The 21,490-nt window shown below is 30.6% G+C and carries 23 protein-coding genes; 4 read left to right on the forward strand and 19 right to left on the reverse strand.

Annotation, left to right across the window (positions count from 1 at the left end; all coding sequences use genetic code 11):
* Nucleotides 1-82: 82 nt before the first annotated feature.
* From fdhF to C3E89_RS09215, 13 genes are all read right to left on the reverse strand, one after another.
* Nucleotides 83-2,761 carry a formate dehydrogenase subunit alpha gene (gene fdhF / locus C3E89_RS09155; RefSeq protein WP_236912288.1) on the reverse strand — a complete coding sequence of 893 codons (2,679 nt, stop codon included), beginning with the start codon at nt 2,759-2,761 and terminating at the stop codon, nt 83-85.
* A gap of 12 nt (nt 2,762-2,773) precedes the next feature.
* Nucleotides 2,774-3,709, reverse strand: coding sequence for a 2Fe-2S iron-sulfur cluster-binding protein (locus tag C3E89_RS09160; RefSeq protein WP_236912290.1), 936 nt, complete (start codon nt 3,707-3,709; stop codon nt 2,774-2,776).
* Between the two features lie 16 nt (nt 3,710-3,725).
* Nucleotides 3,726-5,513, reverse strand: coding sequence for an NADH-quinone oxidoreductase subunit NuoF (locus tag C3E89_RS09165; protein ID WP_236913462.1), 1,788 nt, complete (start codon nt 5,511-5,513; stop codon nt 3,726-3,728).
* Nucleotides 5,514-5,630: 117 nt separating this feature from the next.
* On the reverse strand, nt 5,631-6,056 hold the full coding sequence (locus tag C3E89_RS09170; protein ID WP_442870614.1) for an NADH-quinone oxidoreductase subunit NuoE family protein: 426 nt from the start codon (nt 6,054-6,056) through the stop codon (nt 5,631-5,633).
* Between the two features lie 342 nt (nt 6,057-6,398).
* Nucleotides 6,399-6,830, reverse strand: coding sequence for a hypothetical protein (locus C3E89_RS09175; RefSeq protein ID WP_236912293.1), 432 nt, complete (start codon nt 6,828-6,830; stop codon nt 6,399-6,401).
* 12 nt (nt 6,831-6,842) lie between these two features.
* Nucleotides 6,843-7,190, reverse strand: a complete 348-nt coding sequence (locus tag C3E89_RS09180; protein ID WP_236912295.1) for a hypothetical protein — start codon at nt 7,188-7,190, stop codon at nt 6,843-6,845.
* A 24-nt stretch (nt 7,191-7,214) separates the two neighbouring features.
* Nucleotides 7,215-7,382, reverse strand: coding sequence for a hypothetical protein (locus C3E89_RS09185; protein ID WP_236912296.1), 168 nt, complete (start codon nt 7,380-7,382; stop codon nt 7,215-7,217).
* A 404-nt stretch (nt 7,383-7,786) separates the two neighbouring features.
* On the reverse strand, nt 7,787-9,106 hold the full coding sequence (locus C3E89_RS09190) for a circularly permuted type 2 ATP-grasp protein (protein ID WP_236912298.1): 1,320 nt from the start codon (nt 9,104-9,106) through the stop codon (nt 7,787-7,789).
* Nucleotides 9,084-10,409 (reverse strand): glutamate--cysteine ligase, encoded by a 1,326-nt coding sequence (locus C3E89_RS09195; RefSeq protein ID WP_236912299.1) that lies wholly within the window; start codon nt 10,407-10,409, stop codon nt 9,084-9,086. Before C3E89_RS09195 ends, C3E89_RS09190 begins: the two co-directional genes overlap by 23 nt.
* Nucleotides 10,410-10,540: 131 nt before the next feature.
* Nucleotides 10,541-11,020: a Cys-tRNA(Pro) deacylase gene (ybaK, locus tag C3E89_RS09200; RefSeq protein WP_236912301.1), complete on the reverse strand. Its 480-nt coding sequence runs from the start codon at nt 11,018-11,020 to the stop codon at nt 10,541-10,543.
* Between the two features lie 105 nt (nt 11,021-11,125).
* Nucleotides 11,126-12,253 (reverse strand): ABC transporter permease, encoded by a 1,128-nt coding sequence (locus C3E89_RS09205; protein WP_236912303.1) that lies wholly within the window; start codon nt 12,251-12,253, stop codon nt 11,126-11,128.
* Nucleotides 12,240-13,295 (reverse strand): ABC transporter permease, encoded by a 1,056-nt coding sequence (locus C3E89_RS09210; protein ID WP_236912306.1) that lies wholly within the window; start codon nt 13,293-13,295, stop codon nt 12,240-12,242. Before C3E89_RS09210 ends, C3E89_RS09205 begins: the two co-directional genes overlap by 14 nt.
* Nucleotide 13,296: 1 nt before the next feature.
* The gene (locus C3E89_RS09215; RefSeq protein ID WP_236912307.1) at nt 13,297-14,229 is read right to left on the reverse strand and encodes an ABC transporter ATP-binding protein; all 933 of its coding nucleotides are present in this window, start codon (nt 14,227-14,229) and stop codon (nt 13,297-13,299) included.
* Nucleotides 14,230-14,413: 184 nt separating this feature from the next.
* Here C3E89_RS09215 and C3E89_RS09220 point away from each other — a divergent pair, with 184 nt between their 5' ends.
* The 3 genes from C3E89_RS09220 to C3E89_RS09230 all read left to right on the forward strand — a co-directional run bounded on the left by C3E89_RS09220 (nt 14,414) and on the right by C3E89_RS09230 (nt 17,174).
* The gene (locus C3E89_RS09220) at nt 14,414-15,460 is read left to right on the forward strand and encodes a sensor histidine kinase (RefSeq protein ID WP_236912309.1); all 1,047 of its coding nucleotides are present in this window, start codon (nt 14,414-14,416) and stop codon (nt 15,458-15,460) included.
* A gap of 5 nt (nt 15,461-15,465) precedes the next feature.
* Complete coding sequence (locus tag C3E89_RS09225) at nt 15,466-16,086, forward strand: response regulator transcription factor (protein ID WP_236912312.1); 621 nt, start codon at nt 15,466-15,468, stop codon at nt 16,084-16,086.
* 77 nt (nt 16,087-16,163) lie between these two features.
* On the forward strand, nt 16,164-17,174 hold the full coding sequence (locus C3E89_RS09230) for a nucleoid-associated protein (protein WP_236912314.1): 1,011 nt from the start codon (nt 16,164-16,166) through the stop codon (nt 17,172-17,174).
* Nucleotides 17,175-17,337: 163 nt separating this feature from the next.
* On the opposite strand, the gene C3E89_RS09235 is transcribed toward C3E89_RS09230, so the two are convergent.
* From C3E89_RS09235 to mntA, 6 genes are all read right to left on the reverse strand, one after another.
* The gene (locus C3E89_RS09235) at nt 17,338-17,997 is read right to left on the reverse strand and encodes a DUF2812 domain-containing protein (protein WP_236912316.1); all 660 of its coding nucleotides are present in this window, start codon (nt 17,995-17,997) and stop codon (nt 17,338-17,340) included.
* Nucleotides 17,981-18,325: a PadR family transcriptional regulator gene (locus C3E89_RS09240; protein WP_040354084.1), complete on the reverse strand. Its 345-nt coding sequence runs from the start codon at nt 18,323-18,325 to the stop codon at nt 17,981-17,983. Before C3E89_RS09240 ends, C3E89_RS09235 begins: the two co-directional genes overlap by 17 nt.
* A gap of 313 nt (nt 18,326-18,638) precedes the next feature.
* Complete coding sequence (locus C3E89_RS09245) at nt 18,639-18,938, reverse strand: response regulator transcription factor (protein WP_336512969.1); 300 nt, start codon at nt 18,936-18,938, stop codon at nt 18,639-18,641.
* Between the two features lie 46 nt (nt 18,939-18,984).
* Nucleotides 18,985-19,884, reverse strand: coding sequence for a LysR family transcriptional regulator (locus C3E89_RS09250; protein WP_236912318.1), 900 nt, complete (start codon nt 19,882-19,884; stop codon nt 18,985-18,987).
* 18 nt (nt 19,885-19,902) lie between these two features.
* Nucleotides 19,903-20,316 (reverse strand): type VII toxin-antitoxin system HepT family RNase toxin, encoded by a 414-nt coding sequence (gene hepT / locus C3E89_RS09255; protein WP_236912320.1) that lies wholly within the window; start codon nt 20,314-20,316, stop codon nt 19,903-19,905.
* A 27-nt stretch (nt 20,317-20,343) separates the two neighbouring features.
* Nucleotides 20,344-20,745 carry a type VII toxin-antitoxin system MntA family adenylyltransferase antitoxin gene (mntA, locus tag C3E89_RS09260; RefSeq protein WP_236912321.1) on the reverse strand — a complete coding sequence of 134 codons (402 nt, stop codon included), beginning with the start codon at nt 20,743-20,745 and terminating at the stop codon, nt 20,344-20,346.
* 195 nt (nt 20,746-20,940) lie between these two features.
* On the opposite strand from mntA, the gene C3E89_RS09265 reads away from it, so the two are divergent.
* Nucleotides 20,941-21,405 carry a hypothetical protein gene (locus tag C3E89_RS09265; RefSeq protein ID WP_236912323.1) on the forward strand — a complete coding sequence of 155 codons (465 nt, stop codon included), beginning with the start codon at nt 20,941-20,943 and terminating at the stop codon, nt 21,403-21,405.
* The last annotated feature ends 85 nt before the right edge of the window (nt 21,406-21,490 follow it).

The raw sequence follows: 21,490 nt of genomic DNA on the forward strand, positions 1-21,490 counted from the left end.
AATAGTCTTTCCACTAATGTCTTCCCTTTCTCCTATAGAACCTTTATCACTAGCAGTAATTATCCCAACCCTAAACATAATTTCAACTCCCCAATTTCTCTATTCTAACAGCAGCTACCTTTAATTCTGGAATCTTTGCAATAGAATCCAGTTCGGTATTAGTAAGATAGTTAGCTGCACCCTCAGCAAAATGGAAAGGCATAAATAGCACATTTTCATCTATTATATCAGTTACCTTTGCCCAGGTTGTAATGCTACCTCGCCTTGAAGTCAATCTTACTTTTTCACCGTGAGAAATGCCTAATTTATTAGCTGTTACTTCATTTATCTCTACATAGGATTTAGATGACAATTTGTTTAACCCTTCCACTCGTCCTGTCATAGTTCTTGTATGATAATGGTATAGTACCCTTCCTGTAGTAAAAATAAATGGGTATTGGGAATCAGCCAGTTCAGCACTATCTCTGTGGTCGATAGCCATAAATAACCCTTTACCTCTAGCTATAGCTGCTTTGTGAAGGTATTTAGTGCCTGGATGCTCTACATCTGGGCAAGGCCATTGAATACCTTCTTCCTCTATTCTATCATAGGTAATTCCCCCATATTGAGGTACCACAGTTCTAATTTCCTCCATTATTTCAGAAGGATGTAAATATTTTTTATTATAGCCTAGTCCATTCATAAGCTCCATCAATATCTCCCAATCAGGTTTAGCATTCCCTACTGGTTCTATGGCTTTTCTTACCCTTTGAACCCTTCTCTCCGTATTGGTAAAGGTTCCATCTTTTTCTGCAAAGGATGCTGCAGGCAGTACTACATCAGCTAATTCTGCTGTTTCTGTTAAGAATATGTCCTGTACCACCAAAAAGTCTAAATTAGTCAATGCTTTCCTTACATGGTTTATATCTGGGTCAGATACCATAGGGTTTTCTCCCATTATATATATAAATTTAATATCTCCCTTTTCTGCTTCATCGAATATTTCCGGTATGGTCAGGCCTACTTTATTTGGAATATTTGAATTCCACATCTCTTCAAACTTTTCTTGGACTTCTGGTTTAAATACCTTTTGGTATCCTGGTAAATCAGCTGGAAGTCCACCCATATCACAGGCACCTTGAACGTTGTTTTGTCCTCTTAATGGATTTACTCCTGCTGAGGCTTTTCCAATATTTCCGCAAAGTAAGCTTAAATTAGATATACTCATTACAGAATGGGTTCCCGTAGTATGTTGGGTTATTCCCATGGCATAATAAATTCCTGCTTTTTCTGCTTCTGCATATATAAGGGCTGCTTTTATAATATCTTCTTCATCTACTCCACATATTTCTGCAACCCTATCTGGAGTATATTGTTTCATTACCCTTTCAAACTCTTCAAAATTCTCCGTTCTTTCTTCAATAAACTTCTTATCCTGTAAACCACGATCTAAAATTACATTCATCATTCCATTTAATAGTGCTATATTAGTTCCTGGCTTAATTTGTAGAAATACATCAGCATAGTCTGCTAATTCAATCCTCCTTGGATCAGCTACTATTAGTTTTGCCCCATTTTTCATTGCTCTTTTCATAACCGTCCCTATTACTGGATGGTTTTCAGTAGTATTAGAACCAATTACAAATATAGCGTCTGTATTGAGTATCTCTTCAATACTATTAGTCATAGCACCACTTCCTAATGTTGTTGCAAGACCTGCAACGGTGGAAGAGTGTCAGAGTCGGGCACAATGGTCTACATTATTGGTTCCTATTACTGCTCTGAATAATTTCTGGAATAAATAGTTTTCTTCATTAGTACATCTAGCGGAAGTAAGGCCTGCAAAGGCTTCTGGTCCATATTCTTCCTTTATTTCTTTCACTTTGCTCACGATTAATCTATATGCTTCATCCCAACTGGCTTCTTCAAACTTGCCATTCCTCTTTATAAGTGGATTTTTTAATCTATCTGGATGATTAATAAAAGGATATCCAAACCTTCCCTTAACACAAAGTAATCCATTATTAGCCTTACCTCTTGCTGGTTCTACACCTACAACTCTATCTCCTTTTACCAGCAATTCCATCTGGCAACCTACGCCACAGTAGGAACAAGTAGTTTTTACTTTTTTTACTTCCCAAAGTCTAAACTTTTCCTTCCTCTTTGGCATTAGCGCTCCTACTGGACATGCTGCTACACAGTTTCCACAGGATACGCAATTAGAAGTAGCTAATCCCATATCGAAAGGGGTGACTACCTTAGTATGGAAGCCCCTGTTTTCTAGTCCAATAGCATCGGTACATTGTAGTTCAGAACATACCCTAACACATTTACCACATAAGATACATTTATTAGGGTCATAGGTATAAAAATGATTGGAATAATCTATAGGGTAATCCTTCTTGTCTCCCTCATAAGTCCCCATTTCCACTCCATATTCAAAGCAATAATTTTGCAAATCACATGCTCCCGATTTATCACAGATAAGGCAATCATTTGGATGGTTTGAAAACAATAGATCTAATATATCCTTCCTTGCATTAATTACTTTTTCACTATGGGTTTCTATAACCATTCCATCTCTTACCTTAAGGGAACAGGAAGTTTCAAGCTTCCCTTTTCCCTTTACTTCAACTAAACATAATCTACAAGCAGCATGAGGTTCTAGCCTATCATCATAACATAAAGTCGGAATATCTATACCTATTTTTCTACAGGCTTCAAGTACTGTAATATGGTCTTCCACATTATACATCTTACCATTTATGGTTATTTCAGCCATTCTATTCAACTCCTACTTGCTTTTCTCTTCTTCCAATAATTTTTCGAATACACCATCTAGCTCTAAGGCTTCCTTCCAACTAGTTTCTACGAACCTTCCATTTTCCTTTTTATAAGGGGTTTCTGGTTCATCTACATATAATAATTCAGTGGTAAGTCTTCCCTTTAAACATAAAGGTCTTCCCTCAGAAGGAGCTTTTGCCCTAACGGCAATATTTTTACCTTTTTTAGATAATACCTCAAAATTACATCCATAATTACAAGCTTTACATTTTATACTTTTTATTTCGCTATCCCAAACTCTTGTCTTTCCTAAAACCCTTCTATCTATAAGGGCACCTACAGGACATGCTACTACACACCTATTACAGGAAACACAAGTGGATTCTTCTAAAGAGAAATCTGCATCTGCAACTATCCTAGTATCAAAACCTCTTCCTGCAAAGGATAGAACTTTCCTATCGTGTACTTGAGCGCAAGTTCTGACACATTTGCCACAAAGTATACATTTGCTATCATCTTTTAAAATATAAGGGCTTGACGTATCTACATAATAAGGTCTTCTTGCCCCCTCATGTTCTCTAAATTTCACATTGTATCTATAAGCATATTGTTGTAGTAAACATTCTCCTGCTTTTTGACAAGTTAAACAGTCATTAGGATGGTTGTCTAAAAGCAATTGAAGGATTTCCTTTCTTATAGCTACCACCTTTTCACTTTCCGTATATACTACCATTCCTTCTTTTACTTTAGTAGAACAGGAAGTTTCTAATTTTTTTCTTCCCTCAATCTCCACTAAACAAAGCCTACAAGCGGAAACTACCTCCAAATTAGGATCATAGCATAATGCAGGGATATCTATTCCTACCTTTTTAGCCGCTTGAATGACATAATAATCCTTAGGCACAGTTACTTTTTTCCCATCTATAGTAAGAGTTACATTTTCCATAATAAACCTCCCATTTCTATCTCTTGATTACAGCGCCAGTCGGGCAAACTTCCATACATGTGCCACATTTAATACATTCATCAGTATTTATTACATGTCTCTCTTTTACTTTGCCACTAATACATGAAACAGGACAGTTTCTAGCACATTTAGTACAACCTATACAATCCTCTGTAATGAAGAATTGTAAAAGGGCCTGACATGAACCTGCAGGACATCTTTTCTCATATACATGAGCTTCATATTCATCCCTGAAGTATTTCATAGTAGATATTACTGGGTTTGCAGCTGTTTGCCCTAAACCACATAGAGATCCGTTGGTTATGGTTTCAGATAGAGATTCAAGCCTATCTAAATCTTCAGGTGTTCCTTCTCCATTGGTTATCTTCTCCAATATTTCTAACATTCTTTTAGTACCTTCTCTACATGGTACACATTTACCACAGGATTCTTCAACGGTAAAGTCTAAGAAAAATCTTGCAATGTCTACCATGCAATTATCTTCGTCCATTACTACCATTCCACCAGAACCCATTATAGAGCCTAGCTCAGCTAATGATTCAAAGTCAACGGGTGTATCAATGTATTCTTTAGGTATGCACCCACCAGAAGGTCCTCCTGTTTGAATTGCCTTAAATTCTTTTCCTTTAGGAATACCTCCACCAATGTCATATATTATATCCCTTAATGTAACTCCCATAGGGATTTCAATAAGGCCTGTATTTTCAATCTTTCCTCCTAATGCAAACACTTTAGTTCCTGGAGAATCTTTTGTTCCGATGTTTTTAAACCATTCTACTCCATTTTGAAATATAGCTGGAATATTCGCAAGGGTTTCGACATTGTTTATTATAGTTGGTTTGCCCCATAGACCTTTATGAGCAGTCCTATGAATTTTAGTTCTAGGCATTCCCCTTTTTCCTTCAATGGATTCCATTAAAGCCGTTCCTTCTCCACATACAAAGGCTCCTGCACCTAGCCTTAACTCTATATCGAAACTAAAATCAGTTCCTAGAATGTTTTTGCCTAGTAACCCATTTTCCTTAGCTTGCTCTATAGCCACTTCTAATCTGTGTACAGCTATTGGATACTCTGCCCTTACGTAGATATAGCCTTGGTCTGAACCTATTGCATAGCCACATATAGCCATAGCCTCTAGAACGGAATGTGGGTCCCCTTCAAGGATAGATCTATCCATAAATGCACCTGGATCCCCTTCATCTGCATTACATATTACATATTTTTGATCTGCTGGATATTTAAAAGCCGTTTCCCATTTTCGCCCTGTTGGAAATCCTGCTCCACCTCTTCCCCTTAAATTAGATTCTTTTACGAATTCAATAACTTCCTCTTGAGTCATTTCAGTTATAACCTTAGCCAAAGCTTGATATCCATCAAAGGCAATATACTCATCTATATCTTCTGGATTTATAAGTCCACAGTTTCTTAAAGCAACTCTAGTTTGCTTTTTATAAAAATTGACCTCACTTACTGGCATAATAGCCTCTTCTTCAATAGCTCCTTGGTATAATAATCTCTTTACGATATGTCCTTTTTGGAAATGTTCTTCTACTATTTCATCAACATCTTCTAGCTTCACATGACTATAGAATATTCCTTCTGGATAGATAACTATATTGGGACCCGCTTCACATAAACCAAAACAACCAGTTAATGTTACCTTAATATTGTCCAATCCTCTTTCCTTAACTTTTTCTTCTAATAGCTTTCTGATCTCATCCCCTTCAGATGAGTGGCAGCCTGTACCACCACATACTAAAACATGAGTCAGATGGGCCTCCATATCCTTTTGTTCAAAAGATATTTTAGACTGTTCTTTTTGCCTTAAGCTTATCTTTTCTAAGGCTTTCTCCTTTATCCTATTTAATTCACCTATGGTTTTCAAGTTTCCACCTCCAGATTATCTATATTTCTCTATAATCTCTTTTACATCATCAGGATTTAATTTGCCATATACATCCTCGTTCACAGTCAATACTGGTGCTAATCCACAAGCTCCCAAACACCTAGTTGCATCAATGGAAAATTTTCTATCTGATGTAGTTTGTCCCACACTGATTCCTAAAAGCTCTTCTACCTTATCTAGTATTTCTTGAGAGCCTTTTACATAGCAGGCAGTACCTAGACATACACCTATTTTATATTCTCCTTTTGGTATTAGGGAAAATTGAGAATAAAAAGTAGCTACTCCATAAATTTCAGATAGAGGGATTCTAAGTTCTTCAGAAATCATCTTTTGAATCTCAATAGGAAGATAACCAAATAAATTTTGAGCTTCATGAAGTACGGCCATTAATGCCCCCTTCTTTCTTTTGTTTTCTTTCATAAAAACTTTTAAATCCTTTATCTTTTCCTCGTTTGCTTCCCAATCAAATGCAAACTCCATACAAAACCCTCCTTTTTGCCATAATAATAAAGAAGTAAATTAAATTTTAAATATTAAAATAATTGAAATGAAAAATTTTATGCTAAATATATTAATTTTACAAGAATGGTATTTTATAAAAGCACCTTAAAGCAATATTAATTTAATGTTATTTTATTTGTTTATATTTGTCAATGTTAATAATACCTAAGATAAAATATAACAAATCGACCTAAATTTTACTTGATGTCATTAGCAATTAGGTCGATTTGTTATAGCTTTTCACATTTTGAATGAATAACATTAATTGTTTCTAATATCCAAATCCTTAAGCTTTCCATTCCCTTTAAACATAATATTGCAAGAAAGTGTTTTTATACCATATAATGCCATAACTGAAATGCAAGCCATTGTCCCAAGTTTTCCTCCTACCCCTATAAAAACATCATTTGAGATAACAAATAGTGTACTTAAAAAAATAGATGCTACTATAATTTCCATAAAATTTTGAATCTGCTCTTTTCCCGACATTCCTATATAGGAGCCAGCGGCAGCGGCTGCAGCCATAGTCAAACCAAAATCCTTAAATAAAAATGGTAAAACTATACCACTAAAAAAGGTCACTATTGCAGAAGCAAATACTGGACCCTTTTTCAATTTGTGATTTATATAGAAAGTAGAAACTCCTCCTAATATTACCATAATAAATATTTTAAAAACCATTACCTTATCCACATATCTGCCTCCTTAAAACAATTTAAAAATTCCTGAAGTAATTAATACAGACAAAGCAGCAATAGTTCCTAGTTTACCTCCATACCCGTTAAAAACAGCCTGTACTAGCATAAATATAATACCTACTAATAATCCAGCTAAAATAGCCATTGTATAATTAACCAAAACCGTAGAAGAAGACATACCTGCAAAAGATGCTGTATATGCTACTAGAGCTAAATCCTTAGGTAGAATAAAAAAGGAGACTAAGCCTACTAATCCAGAAGCTACCATAGGATTAAGATTTAAGGTTATATTTAAGAAATAAGTGGCAACTGTTCCAACTAGAGCAGAAATCAATACTTTTAAATCCTTACTCATATCAATATACCCCTTATGTATTATTTATTTAATTTCCTTAATATGAGAATAAATCCCTACTAAGTAAAACAATAATATTCCAATTATTGAAAAGTCTATCAAAATATTATTATTACTTGTAATAATAGATTGAAAGATTAAATAGATTCCAGTGGAAATTAATAACAAAAGAGATAATGCATTTTTGATCATAGTTTCTAACCTCCCTAAATTAAAAAATATTATTAGTTTGTTTATTTTTTCACATATTATGGCACAACTCATTTATTTAGATTCTATGCTCTATGAATTTAAGAGATTAAAACCTTAAATATCCAGTTTCCAATTAGAAATATTTATATAATATTTGACAAATGAATAATACCATAAAAACTATATTTGTTCAATACTTATTAGAATTTTTTTATAATTAAAATAAATGTAGTAATTCAATTTTATTTAAAAACTCCGATAATTTTTGCTTTTCTCAAAATGCAATTCATATTTATATTGTCTAAATATTAACAATATTTTATAGATTGCTACCTCTCCATTAAAAAACAGCACAAATTAACTGCTGTTTTTTAATTATTAATCTCTTTTATTCTATTATATCGCTATCTTATTAGCATACTAGGTATACTAAAATATCCTTCTCTTCCAAATATAATATTCTCTCTACTTATTCTAGTATAAACTCCTGCAAACCTCCCATTATACATATATACACCTATATTAAGCTTAAAATCTCTAACTTTTAGTTCTCCATCTTCAAATTGAACAAAGGGTCTAGTATAAGGATCTATAAATTCTTGAAAAAGATAATCTTTGTTCCAACATTTAGTCAATACTTCTTCCCATTTCTCATAAGAAAAATCTCTACCAGCATTAACACCTTGAGAAGCAAAGGAATCTATTGGTTTTATTATGTATTGATCTTTATTCTTTAAAACTTTTTCAAATATCCTTTCATCTCCACCAAATTCTTCCGTAATAGGTATATGATTTTTTACAAGTTGTCTTTCTTCTTCTGATAGAAAGGATAAGGTCTCTTTATCATGTAATATTTTAAATATAATCTTATTGTGCATTATCTGAGACCTTAAAGAACCTATTACACATACAACACCGTCTTTATAAGCTTCTATTAAATCAGATATTTCCTCCGCCTTCTCAATAAATTCTACAGTTACTATCCTTCTATAGATAAGGTCTATTCTCATATTTTCATAATACAATTTTCCATCTTTATATCTTAGATCCCTTGGATCTGCAATTATCGCATTATATCCTTTTGCAATATAGGCATTTTTAAATGTTTCAAACTCAGCAGTTATTCCAGTTTCTGTGAAATCAACAATGGCTATATTGGGTTTATCCACTTTTTTATTAAATTCACTATATATTTTTAAGCTTTCATCAACCCAACTATTGATTAGCTCAAAATAGGAAATATTATATTTTTCTTTCATTGTTTCCATGGATTTAGTCTCTAAAAGTATATTGGAAAAAATATTGTCTTCATTCATACCAGAGGTGCCATCTGTATTCACCTCTATAAACTTAAACCTATCTTTCCCCCCATAGAAAAGGTCAAACCTTCCTATAGGGATATTTATATCATAACCTGGGTCTACCAATATAAGCTCTTCTAGTAACTTTGGGTATTTAAATTTCTTTCTATATTTAGGTGATTCTAAATATTTTTTTGTTACCTTATTAGCTATAGATATTAAAGTTTTCCCTATTATGTTAAAAGTTTCTATATCCTCTTCAGTAACGAACATTGGCTGATATAGAAAAGGGATTGGTTTGCCCTTATATTTTGCGTTCGAGTTTTTTACTTTCTCTACTGTTTTTATATAATCTTTATAATATCTTTCAGGATTCTCCTTGATTATATTTATATATTCTCTAGTTAAACTTAACCCATCCATTTCTATTCTCCTTCGCTAAATAATTTAATATGCACCAATTTATTGCTTCTTTTTTCCCTAGGTGCTCCCTTTCTTTTATGATTTCATAAGGATTCTTTATGTCATTGACCATTTTCTCCAAAGGTAAAATATATTTCTTTTCATCTAAACTCAAGCTAGTCTTTGCCATTTCCACAATCATCCTACAAATTTCGTATATAGATTTATCTTTAAATTCGCCATTTATACCTTTGTTAAAAATGCTAGTTTTAATTTTTTCAATATCGACAGCATTTATATCTTCAATATATTCATAAATCTTATTTAAGTTTTCCTCATCATATAAAATACCTTTTATTAAAGCAACTGCTGTTAAGTTTAAAGGATAAGGTATAGCATCTATCATACGTATTTCTATATATTTTTTAGTCCTTACGTCTGGAAAGAACATGGTTAATATATGTTCTAATTCTTCAATAGTATAGTTTTCAGGATCAAATATTTCTTTAACTAATTTATCTCCTGTAGAATACATCTTTTCTCCATTATCTATAAAGATTGGTGGCCCGTTTAAAATATACTCCGCATATTTTTTATATCCAAAATCATCATCAAAAGCTTCATTCACTACTCCTGATCTATCTTTATCGCAATTTTCCCAAATATAAGCCCTTAAATTATGTTTATTCCACCTTTCTCCTTCAAAATAAAATCCATTGTCAAACATGGCATATAATACTGGTGATAAAGCATTGGCTATTCTAAACTTTTTAATATAGTCTTCTTCTGATTTAAAATCAATGGCTATCTGTAATGAAGCAGTGCCTTTCATCATATTATGGGCATGGATTCCTTTATCCTTAAAGTATTCGAACATATAACTATATCGTTGCTTAGGTAGGATCTTTATTTCATTAATTTTAGTTTCTGGATGATATCCAATAGCAATCAACCCTTGGTTTTTCCTATCTAAAATAGGTATTATTTCCTCTAGAAACTCCATATACTCTTTTTCTATATCTCTAATATTTTTCTGAGGTTTTACACTAAACTCCAATTGGCTTCCTGGTTCAAGGGTTATTACTTTATCCTTATTGCTGAGACCTAATAAATAATCTCCTTCATAACTACCTTCCCATCCTTGAGCTTCTAAGTCCTTTAAAGTTTCTTCCACGCCTTCTTTTCCGTAATAAGATACAGTTTTTAAAGTATCCTTATCTATTACAAAATGTTCAAATTCTATTCCTATTTTAAAATCCTCTTCAGTTTTTTCATGACTTCTAAAATACTCTACTATCTCATTTATTTGTTTATAATAATCCAATTTATATATCTCCTCTCTACTTCCTACTTATCTATATTATTTCGATTATCTAGTATTCAAATACCCATTTAAATGAATATTAAAAATAAAGTAGTCTATTTTTTAAAAAATAGACTACTTTATTAGTTTTCCTATTCTTTTACCAACTTCCCGGATATTGCATTAGTCACGCTCTGCAAACTCTCTATATTCATCTCTATTTGAACCCCTATCTTCCCTCCACTGACTATTATAGAATCTAGACTAAGGGAAGATTCATCAATGAAGGTAGGATAAATTTTTTTCATACCAATTGGTGAACAACCTCCCCGCATATATCCAGTATACTTAGTTATATCCTTAACCGGTAACATTTCTATCTTCTTTTCCCCAGAAACCTTTGCAGCCTTCTTTAGATCCAATTCTTTTGCCACAGGGATTATAAATACATACAATTCTCCACTACTTCCTTGGGCTACTAAAGTCTTAAATACTTTCTCAGGATCTTTGCCAATTTTTTTGGCTACGGAGACTCCATCTACCTTTCCATCCTTTTTATCATAAGTGATTATATTATATTCTATATTATGGGTATCCAAGATTCGCATGGCATTGGTCTTTATTTTAGACATATGCTTCACCTTCTTTACTAGCTAAATATCCTTTTATATATTATAAGCATAGTATTATAAAAAAACAAATTGAAAAAGCTCATTATAAATACTTTTCATCTAAAGTTAAACCTTTTGTGCTGTTTTAGAGAAATATAGCCCCATAAAGAGAAAAGCTATAGCAAATAATAATTGCATAAAAATTTCATACCTTATATCTGAAAATGAACTAGCTTGCATATCGTTTACTCTTACAAAATAATAGGTTGGAAAAAACTTGGCTATGGTTAAAACCTTCTTGCCTAAAAACTGTTGAGGTACCATTACACCTGATATAAATGCAGTACCTAAAGACAATACTGTAGATAAAGCATTTATTACAAATTTGTTCCTAGTTATATTATTAATTAAAAATGTAAGGCATAGAATGGAAAATGAAAAAAACATAATGTTAACAATATATATACCAAAATTTACTTCTCCAATATATTTGCCTCTTAAAACAATGCTTCCCAAAATAAAGATTAATGTAATAATACTAGCTAATGACAATTGTCCCAAATATATCTCACTATTAAATTTTAAAAACTTCTTTGAGGATATTTTTCTTCTATTTTCAATATTATAATCTGTAAAATCTGCCATCACTAAACCCATTACTGCAATATAGGTGGCTATGATTACATAACCTGTAAAGTTGAAATAAAATCTAAACCATTCACTAACATGATAATTCCTTGCTTTCCCACCATCTTTGATTAATTCTACATGGATTTTCTCATTTAATGCTGTACTTATACCATCCAAGTCAAACTTACCATCCTTGTAAGTCGCATTAAGAAAGACAAAGAATTTATTAAGTTGAGTTTCAATTTGTATGGATTCAACCTTCCTATCATCTCTATAAACTTCAACAGACTTCCCTTTATTTATTACCTTTTCATCAAAATCCTTAGGTATTACTATTATAGCATCTGCTGCTTCCAAGAAGATTTGTTCTTTTATAGACTCCTCATCTTGACCAACATCTACTATATGATTCTTATCTCCTAAATAATCCTTTAAGCTATTGGATAATTGGCTATTGCTATTATCTATTATTCCAATATCTAACTTAGCTTCTACAAAACTGGTTTCTCCCCTTGTTGGATTAGAACCATTTATTATTGATAAAACAAAAAATACTATAGTATAAGATAAAATTGCCCATTTATTTCTCAAGGCTATTTTAATAAAATACTTATATACTGTCATAGTTTCGCCTCCTTAAAAACATATAGGATGAGAAAACTAATAGTATGGAATATAAGGATAAAATTAAAATTCCTTCCTTAACACTTTTGGTATTTCCCAATAAATTTATCCTATATAGATTATTACTAATAATGGAAATTGGATTTATCCTACCTAAAATAGGAATATTTTTATCCAACATTACCTTGATATGGGGGCCCATCATTCCTGATAAAAATGATAAAATTAAGGTAGTTGCTACGGCCATTAAAGTTTTTACATTATGGCTTCTTTTATTGGAAGCACCAATAAATATTCCAAGGGCAGTTCCAAACACATTACCTAATATTACAAAAATACTACTATACTTAATCTCATTAAATAATTGTATCTTTAAAGCATATTTAATAAAGATAAACAACACCCCATTGGCAAATAAATTTAGTGTTAATGCCACTATGAATCCTGCTATTAAAAAGTTATATTTTTTTAATGGGGTAATACTAAGCCTAGCCCCTATATCAGTTAAATTTGCTTGAATTAAGATAACAGTTACAATTCCAGCAAAAACCCCATAGGTAGAAACCATAGCAATTAATGAATAAAAAGTCACAATTATTGGATTTGCATTCTGATTTCTATCCAATATATAATCCACCTCAAAATCATAATTTCCAATAGGCCTATTTAATCTTTCCATCTGCTTTATTTGCTCAATTATTTCTTTTATTATGGTTTGATTTATGCCAGATTTTTTTACCATTAGATTTAAGTCCTCATCTATAAAACCATGAATTTCATCATTGTTCAACTTTTCTATAGCCTGGTCTTGAGAAATATTATGAATATTTAATATTTCAATTTCCTCTAATATATATCCGATTCTGTTTCCTTTTTCTATCCCTAAATTTATATTCTCTAACTCTATATTCATCATGCCACTAAAAGAAAGATAGAAAAAAACAGATAAAATTAGTGGATATGCTAAGCTCCAAAATGAAAATCCAAAATCTCTAAATAAATTTTTCCCTTGATATAAACAATTTCTAAATAGATTTCTCATATTAATCCCTAAGCTCCTTTCCTGTCAACTCTAAAAACACATCATTCAATGTAGGTAATTGGCTATGAAGCTTGGTATAAGTTAGGTCCTTTTTCTTTATAAAATCTAAAAGATTGGTTAAATTATTAAACCCATTTTCAAATTTTATAATATAGTCTTCTCCATCTTTTTCTATATCGATTACATGAGGTATATTCTTCATCTTTTCTATTACTTCATCTTGAACAGTGGAAAATCCAACTATTATCTTTTCTGAAGTGGTTATCATAGCCTTTAGTTCCTCTTTTGTCCCTGAAACCAAATCCTTACCATTATCCATAATAATAATCCTCTTACATAGCATTTCTACCTCTTCTAAATAATGGGTTGTATATATAATAGTACTACCTTCCTTATTTAATTTCTTTATTCCATTTAGAATAAAGTTTCTACTTTGAGCATCCACTGCAACAGTAGGCTCATCTAAAAAGATTAGCTTGGGCTTATGAGCAATTCCACAGGCGATATTCAATCTTCTCTTTAAACCACCACTTAATTTTTTAGGATAAAATTTAATAAAGTCCTTTAGCCCCACAAATTCTATGGCTTCATCTACATATTGTTTTCTTAAATTATTATTATCTACATATAATCCACAAAAATAATCTATGTTTTCTCTTACCGTTAAATTGTCAAAAACAGAAACTTCTTGAGGTACTAATCCTATTTGTTGCTTTATATCATAGGAGTTAGGTGTCATCTTTTTACCAAAAACCTCTATCTCCCCTTTATCAAAACTTAGTAAAGACAATATGCAATTTATAGCTGTGGTCTTCCCGCAACCATTAGGCCCTAAAAGCCCTATAATTTCTCCTTCTTCTACTTCCATATTGAAATGATCAAGGGCAATTAATTCCTTATATCTCTTTACTAAATTATTCACCTTTACTATCATCTACATCACTCCCATATATCATTGTAAGACCATTATATAGTTTAGAAACCTCCTATTGTAGTGTATAAAGTTATGATTTCATATGACATTTGTCATAACTGAAATTGTATTTGTTAGCAAATATTAGTATAATTAAAATACTAAATATATTTAGTAGTCTTTCAATTCTGTAGGGGGAACTAAAATGAGAAAACTTTGGGAAAAATCTTTAGTTGCATTATTCTGTTTATATAATACGTACAATATCAATCCTAATGAAAATTTAGCTTTTTATTTTCTTATAAATATTATCTTTTCTCTAGCTTTAGATTTATTCGATAAAAAAAGAGTAAAAATAATTGTCTACATTTCATTTTTAATACTGTGTTTTCCCAATACTTTATTTGTATTTTATTTACCTCTAATTTTATATAATATGTATATTGATTTTGGCTTATATATCTTATTTACTTTGCCTTTAATGCTAATGAATTTTTCCCCAATGAACTTTTTTGTCTCAATTGTCTCAGTTCATATTGCAGCTATGACAAAAAAACATAATATTATCTTAGATGAAAATAAGACAGTACGAGATGAATTAAAAGAAGACACTCTTTACTTGGAAAAATATAATGAACAACTGAAAATAGATAGGGAAAAGAATATTCAAATTGCCATACTTACAGAGAGAAATAGGATTGCAAGAGAGCTTCATGATTCAATAGGTCATGGAATAAGTAGTAGTATATTACAGGTAGAAGCTTTAAAAGTTATATCTACTGAAGACAAGATATTAAAAAGATTAGATATTCTCCAGGATACTTTAAAAAATGGAATGGAAGATATTAGAAAGAGCATCCATAATCTATATAATGAATCCTTGGATTTGAAAAATCAGATTGAAAAATTATCTAGTCAAACCCCTGCTATTGATGTAGAACTCATATATAGAGTAGAAAATGACTTAAGCTATGATTTAAAATTCGATATTCTATCAGTTATAAGGGAAGGCATTACCAATTGTGTTAAACATTCTAATGCTACAAAATTAAAGATAACTTTACTAGACCAACCAAAATTTTATACAATAATAATAAAAGATAATGGAAGTAACTTTAATGAAGAGGCTCTACTTTCTAATAAAGGCATTGGACTTATTTCTATTAAAGAAATAGCCTATAAATACAATGGCCTTGTAAATTATACATTTGATGAAGGCTTCAAAATTCATCTAACTTTAATGAAAGGATAATATATATGAATATTATAATTATAGATGATGATCCTCTAGTGGTAGAATCCTTAAAGACCATTATAGATGCTAACGGAATAGAAATATTGGCTGTAGGTTATGATGGTCATCAAGCTGTAGAACTTTATGATAAACATCGGCCTGATTTAATTCTTATGGATATAAGAATGGAAAAATTAAATGGCATAGATGCAACTAAAAAAATATTAAAAATAGATCCAAAGGCTAAAATACTATTGATTACCACCTTCCAGGATGATGAATATATTGGTGCAGCCCTTTCTTTAGGCTGTAAAGGTTATATATTAAAGCAAAATATCAAGGGAATTATTCCCGCTATCAATGCAATCTACTCTGGAAATTTGGTCTTTGATTCAAAGATCGTATCTAATATAAAAAAATATTCTAAAAAAGATAATATAGATGTAGAACTGACCGATAGAGAATTTAATATTTTACTTTTGGTAGCAGAAGGGTTAAACAATAGAGAAATTGCAGAAAAACTATTTTTAAGTGAAGGTACTATTAGAAACTATATTTCCAATATGCTAGATAAGCTATCCTTAAGGGATAGGACTCAACTGGCTATCTATTATTACAAGATGAAGTATGGGGTAGATGAATAACGGGACAAAAGGGACGATTCTGTACTGCCCCCAAAAGACTATAATTAATATATTAATCTACAAAAGGAGAGATTTTAATGAATGGAATAAAGATTGAAAAAATGATACTTCATATTCTAGACAATTCTGTAGGTATGCCTGTGTTATCGGAAAAAGAACATCCCTATAGTGGAGATATAATGGAATTTATTATAACTCATATAGAAAAAATTTTTTGTGATATTAATATTAAGAAAGCTTCCTTTAATAGTCCAAAAAATACAGTAAAAGACTTATGTATAGCTATTTCGGAAAATAGTTCTAACTTTGTAGAAAAGACAAAAGAATTTGCTCAATTAATGTATAATATAATGGTTGTAAACACTACTATACCTCCTTGTGATTTAATCTGTTCACTATTTTATAAAGATGGAGAAAAATACTTAGGATTTTTTATACTAAATTATAAACCTTCCTATATTCATTATGTAAATGAATCTGAAAATACAAGGATTAATACTGTAATAAAGCAACAAACAACCTTGCCTAATGAAAATCAAAAAATAGATGAATGTATAATAGTCAATTTAAATGATTACTCTATACTATTAAAAGAACAAAAATATGAAATAGATGGTGAAAAGGAATTCTATATATCTAAATATCTATTAAAGTCAAATAGTGTTCTATCAGATAAAGAAAAAATAGATATTGTAAATAAAGTCTCCAAGAAGATAATAAAGGATTATTATGAAAATGATATAAAAAAGATGGCAGAAGTAAAAAGTGCCTTGGTAGAAAGTGTAGAGGATAGCGGTTCCATAGATATAGAGCATGTTAAGTCAAAAGCATTTAAAAACAATTATGAACTTCAAAATGTATATGAAGAAGAAATGGAAAAAAGGGGATTGACAGAAAAAATCATAGAAGTAAATGAAAACCTAGATAAAAAGCTTCCCAGAACTCAAAAATTAGTAACCGATGATGGAATAGAAATAAAAGTGCCTACATCTTATTTAACTGATGGAAATAAGATAGAGTTTTTAAATAACCCGGATGGAACTATATCTATTTTACTTAAGAATATCAGAGATATACAAGGGAAATAAAACCAATGGTTTTATTTCCAATTCATTGTAACATCTCCTTCATGGTCATCCCTATTATATTAATTTTACATTTCCTTCATAATTTAAATCAAACTTTTTACACCCAGTAGCCATTACTAATATCAATATCATAATAACCAGTAATCTAGAAATGCCAAATCTTTTACTCATTAAGCTGGCCTTTCTCTCTTAAATCTTTTATACCTTTATTGATCCCAACTAATTTCACAGTTAAATATATAAATGCTATCCCTAATAGTCCTAATAACAGATGATTATTTTTAACGCTACTGCCTCCAATACTCCATAGAGTAAATTCAAATATTGGTTTTTTGATAAAAACCGTCATCATCCCAAAGAATAAAATAAAAATCTCACCATATATCAATGGCTTTCTTATCTCCTTTAGTCTATAAATCTTATCCTCAATATTGGAATATATTTCAAAGGTCTTCCCATCATTTTTCTTCTCTAATATTAATAGTTCTTTATTAATCATTCCTTTTGATGTAGCAATCCTACCACCTGAATTTGTAAAGGGACGAAATCTTGCCTTCCCCCATGAAAATTGTCCAATGTTTATTGGCTTTTCATAATATTTAATCCCTATCTCTTCCAAAAACTGTTGATACTCTTTTAACTCTTTATAACTTTTATTCCCCACATAATCAATGACATATTGGTATTCATTTGATTTACAATTTTCAAAAGTATAAAAAAATCTTCCTACATCAACTAGCCGGTATCCTTTACCTGCCATTTGTTTCAGCCAATTCTCTTGACTAGCCATTGGATTTAGAAATAATTTAAATATCCTTCTCATCCTTGGCACCACCTTTCACTGTTTCAATAGCTATATTATATATTTCCTCTAACCTATTCATCTCCAGTTCTACCTGAGCACGCCCTAATTCAGTTATTATATAATCCTTTTTCCTTTCTTCAGGATCTACTGGACAAGGCTCTATCCACTTTTTCTTTGCTAAATTATTAATTGCTCCATAAAGTGTTCCTGGTCCAAAGACTACCCTTCCTTTTGTTTTTTCCTCTACAAATTGCATCACTCCATAACCATGATTTGGCTTATACATTGCCAATAAAATTAGAAAAGCCGTCTCAGTCAAAGGTCCTTCTTTAATTTCTTTCTTCATTTTCCTCCCCCTTATTACGTCATGCGTAGTACTTGTTATTATTATATCGCCACGCGTAGTACGTGTCAAGTAGTAAAAATCATTCTCCATAACGTAGCCTTGAAACCAAACTTTCCTTCTGAAATAACCTTACTAAAATACCTGAAACTACCATAGGTACCATAATAATAATCAAGTAAATCTAACAAAAATATAACAAAAAGTATCTTTTAATTAATAAAACAATACCAATTCTAATATTTTTATTAGAATTGGTATTGTGAATAATCTTTATAAATCATTAGGCAAAAAACAGAAAAAGTAGAACCTTCTCCTATAATAGTAACATAGCAGTACGTTTGGTAAAGTTTAAAAACAAATTTCCATCATTATAAATATGCTCTATATTCTTTGTACTAGTTTTTCTTAATAAAACCTCTACTTTCTTAAGAAATACACTTACATGAAATGGTTTCGTAATATAATCCTCTGCTCCCAATTCGTAACCCTTTAGCATATCACTTTCCATATCCTTTGCAGTTAGAAATATAATAGGTGCTATTGTTTTTCCTCTCCATATTTTACATAAATCAAAACCACTGCCATCGGGAAGATTAATATCTAGTATAATTATATATCTTTATCAATATTACTCTATGTTTTAATAGCTTATTCAATTTCTATATACCTTTATCTATTTCTATTTCTAAATCTTGAACAAATTTTGTTGCAGCTGAAGATAGGGACACGGTTTTTAAGAAACAAACTCCAATAGCTCTTTTAGGTATTTCCTCACACAACTTTACTTCATATATCAATTTATTTTTTAAGTATTCCTTGGAAAACTCTTTGACAACACAAGATATACCTAGATTAATTCTTGCAAATTCTAATAATAAATCATGGGAACCTAGTTCAATTTCTGGCTCTATTTTAACTCCTTTTGATAGTATATATTTTTCCACATATAGTCTTGAATTCGATTTAGGTTCAAGTAATATTAGTGGTAAGTCAGCTATTTCATTAAAACTTAAAGGTATAGAAATCCTATCCTTATACTTTTCTCCACAGACAAATATATCATGAATATCCATTAATTCCATTATCTCCAATGTAGAATCCTTAACTGGTAAATTACAAATAGCCACATCAACTTCCCCTGATTTTAATAAATCAGTAAGTTCTAAAGTTGTACGATTTATTACCTTTAGTTTTATTTTTGGATATTTAGAATGAAATTCCTCTAAGAAAGGTAGCAAAAAATAACGTGATATAGTATCTCCAACTCCTATCCTTAACTCTCCAGCCATAAGGTTTTTTGATTCTATTATTTTCTTTTCCCCTACATTAATTAGATTAATAGCTGAGTTTGCATATTCAAATAAGATTTCTCCTTCATTGGTAAGAACTACTCCCCTTGGTGTTCGTGTAAATAAGCGTATTTCTAATTCACTTTCTAGCTGCATAATGGCTTGACTGACAGCTGGTTGGGTCATATAAAGGGATTTTGCCGCTTTAGAAAAACTTCCGAATTTGGCTACTTCACAAAAAATTTTATATAGATCTAGTTTAATAGACATATAAGCACCTCTTAAATCTTATACATAATTCAAAACAATATCCCTAAAATCTTCCATATCTTTTAAATTGTTTTTTAGTATATCGTATGCTATTTCTCTATCTAAATCTATGTAATCATGTACCAATATATTTCTAAAGCCTGCCATATTGCATAAGTTTGCTTTCAAATTATTATCTATTATTTTGTTTTCGAATAAGATAATAAATATTTCTCTATTGCTTTCAGGTTTTCTAAATCCCATATCGGCGATTATATGATTCCCGATGTCTATTACACATTCTATAGCTAGGTGCAAAAATCTTTCAGCAGAACCATAAATCATTAAATTGTTTAAATATTCATCTTTAGAATATTTACCAACTTCATATAAATATTTAATGTATTCATCTAATTTACTTATTCTAGTTAAAATAATTTCTCTTTCAACCACGATTATCTCCCCCTATCCTTACTTGCCTTAAATTAACATTCGCTCATTATAATAGTCACTATAATATTTAAAATCAAAATACTCTCTTAATGCTATGGATTCAAAAGCTGTTCTTTCTTTACTATCCTTGATAACTATACCCTCTTGTATAATCTTGTATTTTAAAAATACGGAATCTATATTTAGAAATACTATATCCACATCCTTTTTAAATATATGTTTGCCCAATTCTATTAAATTTCCTCTTATAAATAATTCCGACATTTTATCCATATTTAATTCCATAGGCATAATGGCTATATCTATATCACTATTAATATTTTCTTCTCCTCTTGCATAGGAACCAAAAATATAGGCAAAGTTTATATTACACATTTCTTCTGCCTGTTCTAAAAAAACATTAATACTTCTCCTTAACAAATCATCCATAATCTCACCTACTATTTAAAATATTATGTAATATAAATTATATCATAAATATTCAGTCGATAATCTCCACTTTTTTATTATTGGCTACCTACCCCAATAATCATTTATAAATGCTAAAATAATAATGTACAAAAGTGCAAAAATAACTATGTACAAAATCCAATAAAAATATACAATTTTATTGGGTAATTAAAAATGAAATATAAATTAGTAATGGACATTGAAATTAATTCAGTAGAAGATTTAAAGAAACTTAGAATGATTGTGGAGGCAAATAACTTGGACAAACCAAATTTCAGTGAGATAGCAAGAAATTTAGGAATTGATAGAAGGACTGCCAAGAAATATTATTTAGGAGGTGATAAAAAGGAGAGAAAAAAGAAAAAATCTGTAATAGACAGGCACTACAAGATCATAGAAGAACTACTATCTGAAGATTCAAAACAGGTATTCTACTATAAGGATCATCTTTTCAGATACTTGCAAAGAGAACATGGATTGAATTGTACAAGAAATAATTTTAATTATTACATTTTGAATCATGAAGAATTTGCAAAATATTTTAGACCAAAAGGTAATTCTAATGCTATTAAATCTGAAAAACCTTTTGGAGAACAAGCTCAGTTTGACTGGAAAGAAAAAAATGAATTTTACATTTAAAAATGGAGAAAAGATTATCATTAACGTAGGAAGCTTGATTTTATCTGCATCAAGATTTAAAGTATGGACAATTTATCCATCAGTG

This window comes from Clostridium sp. Cult1 (assembly GCF_021655095.1).
Taxonomy (GTDB): domain Bacteria; phylum Bacillota; class Clostridia; order Tissierellales; family Tepidimicrobiaceae; genus Schnuerera.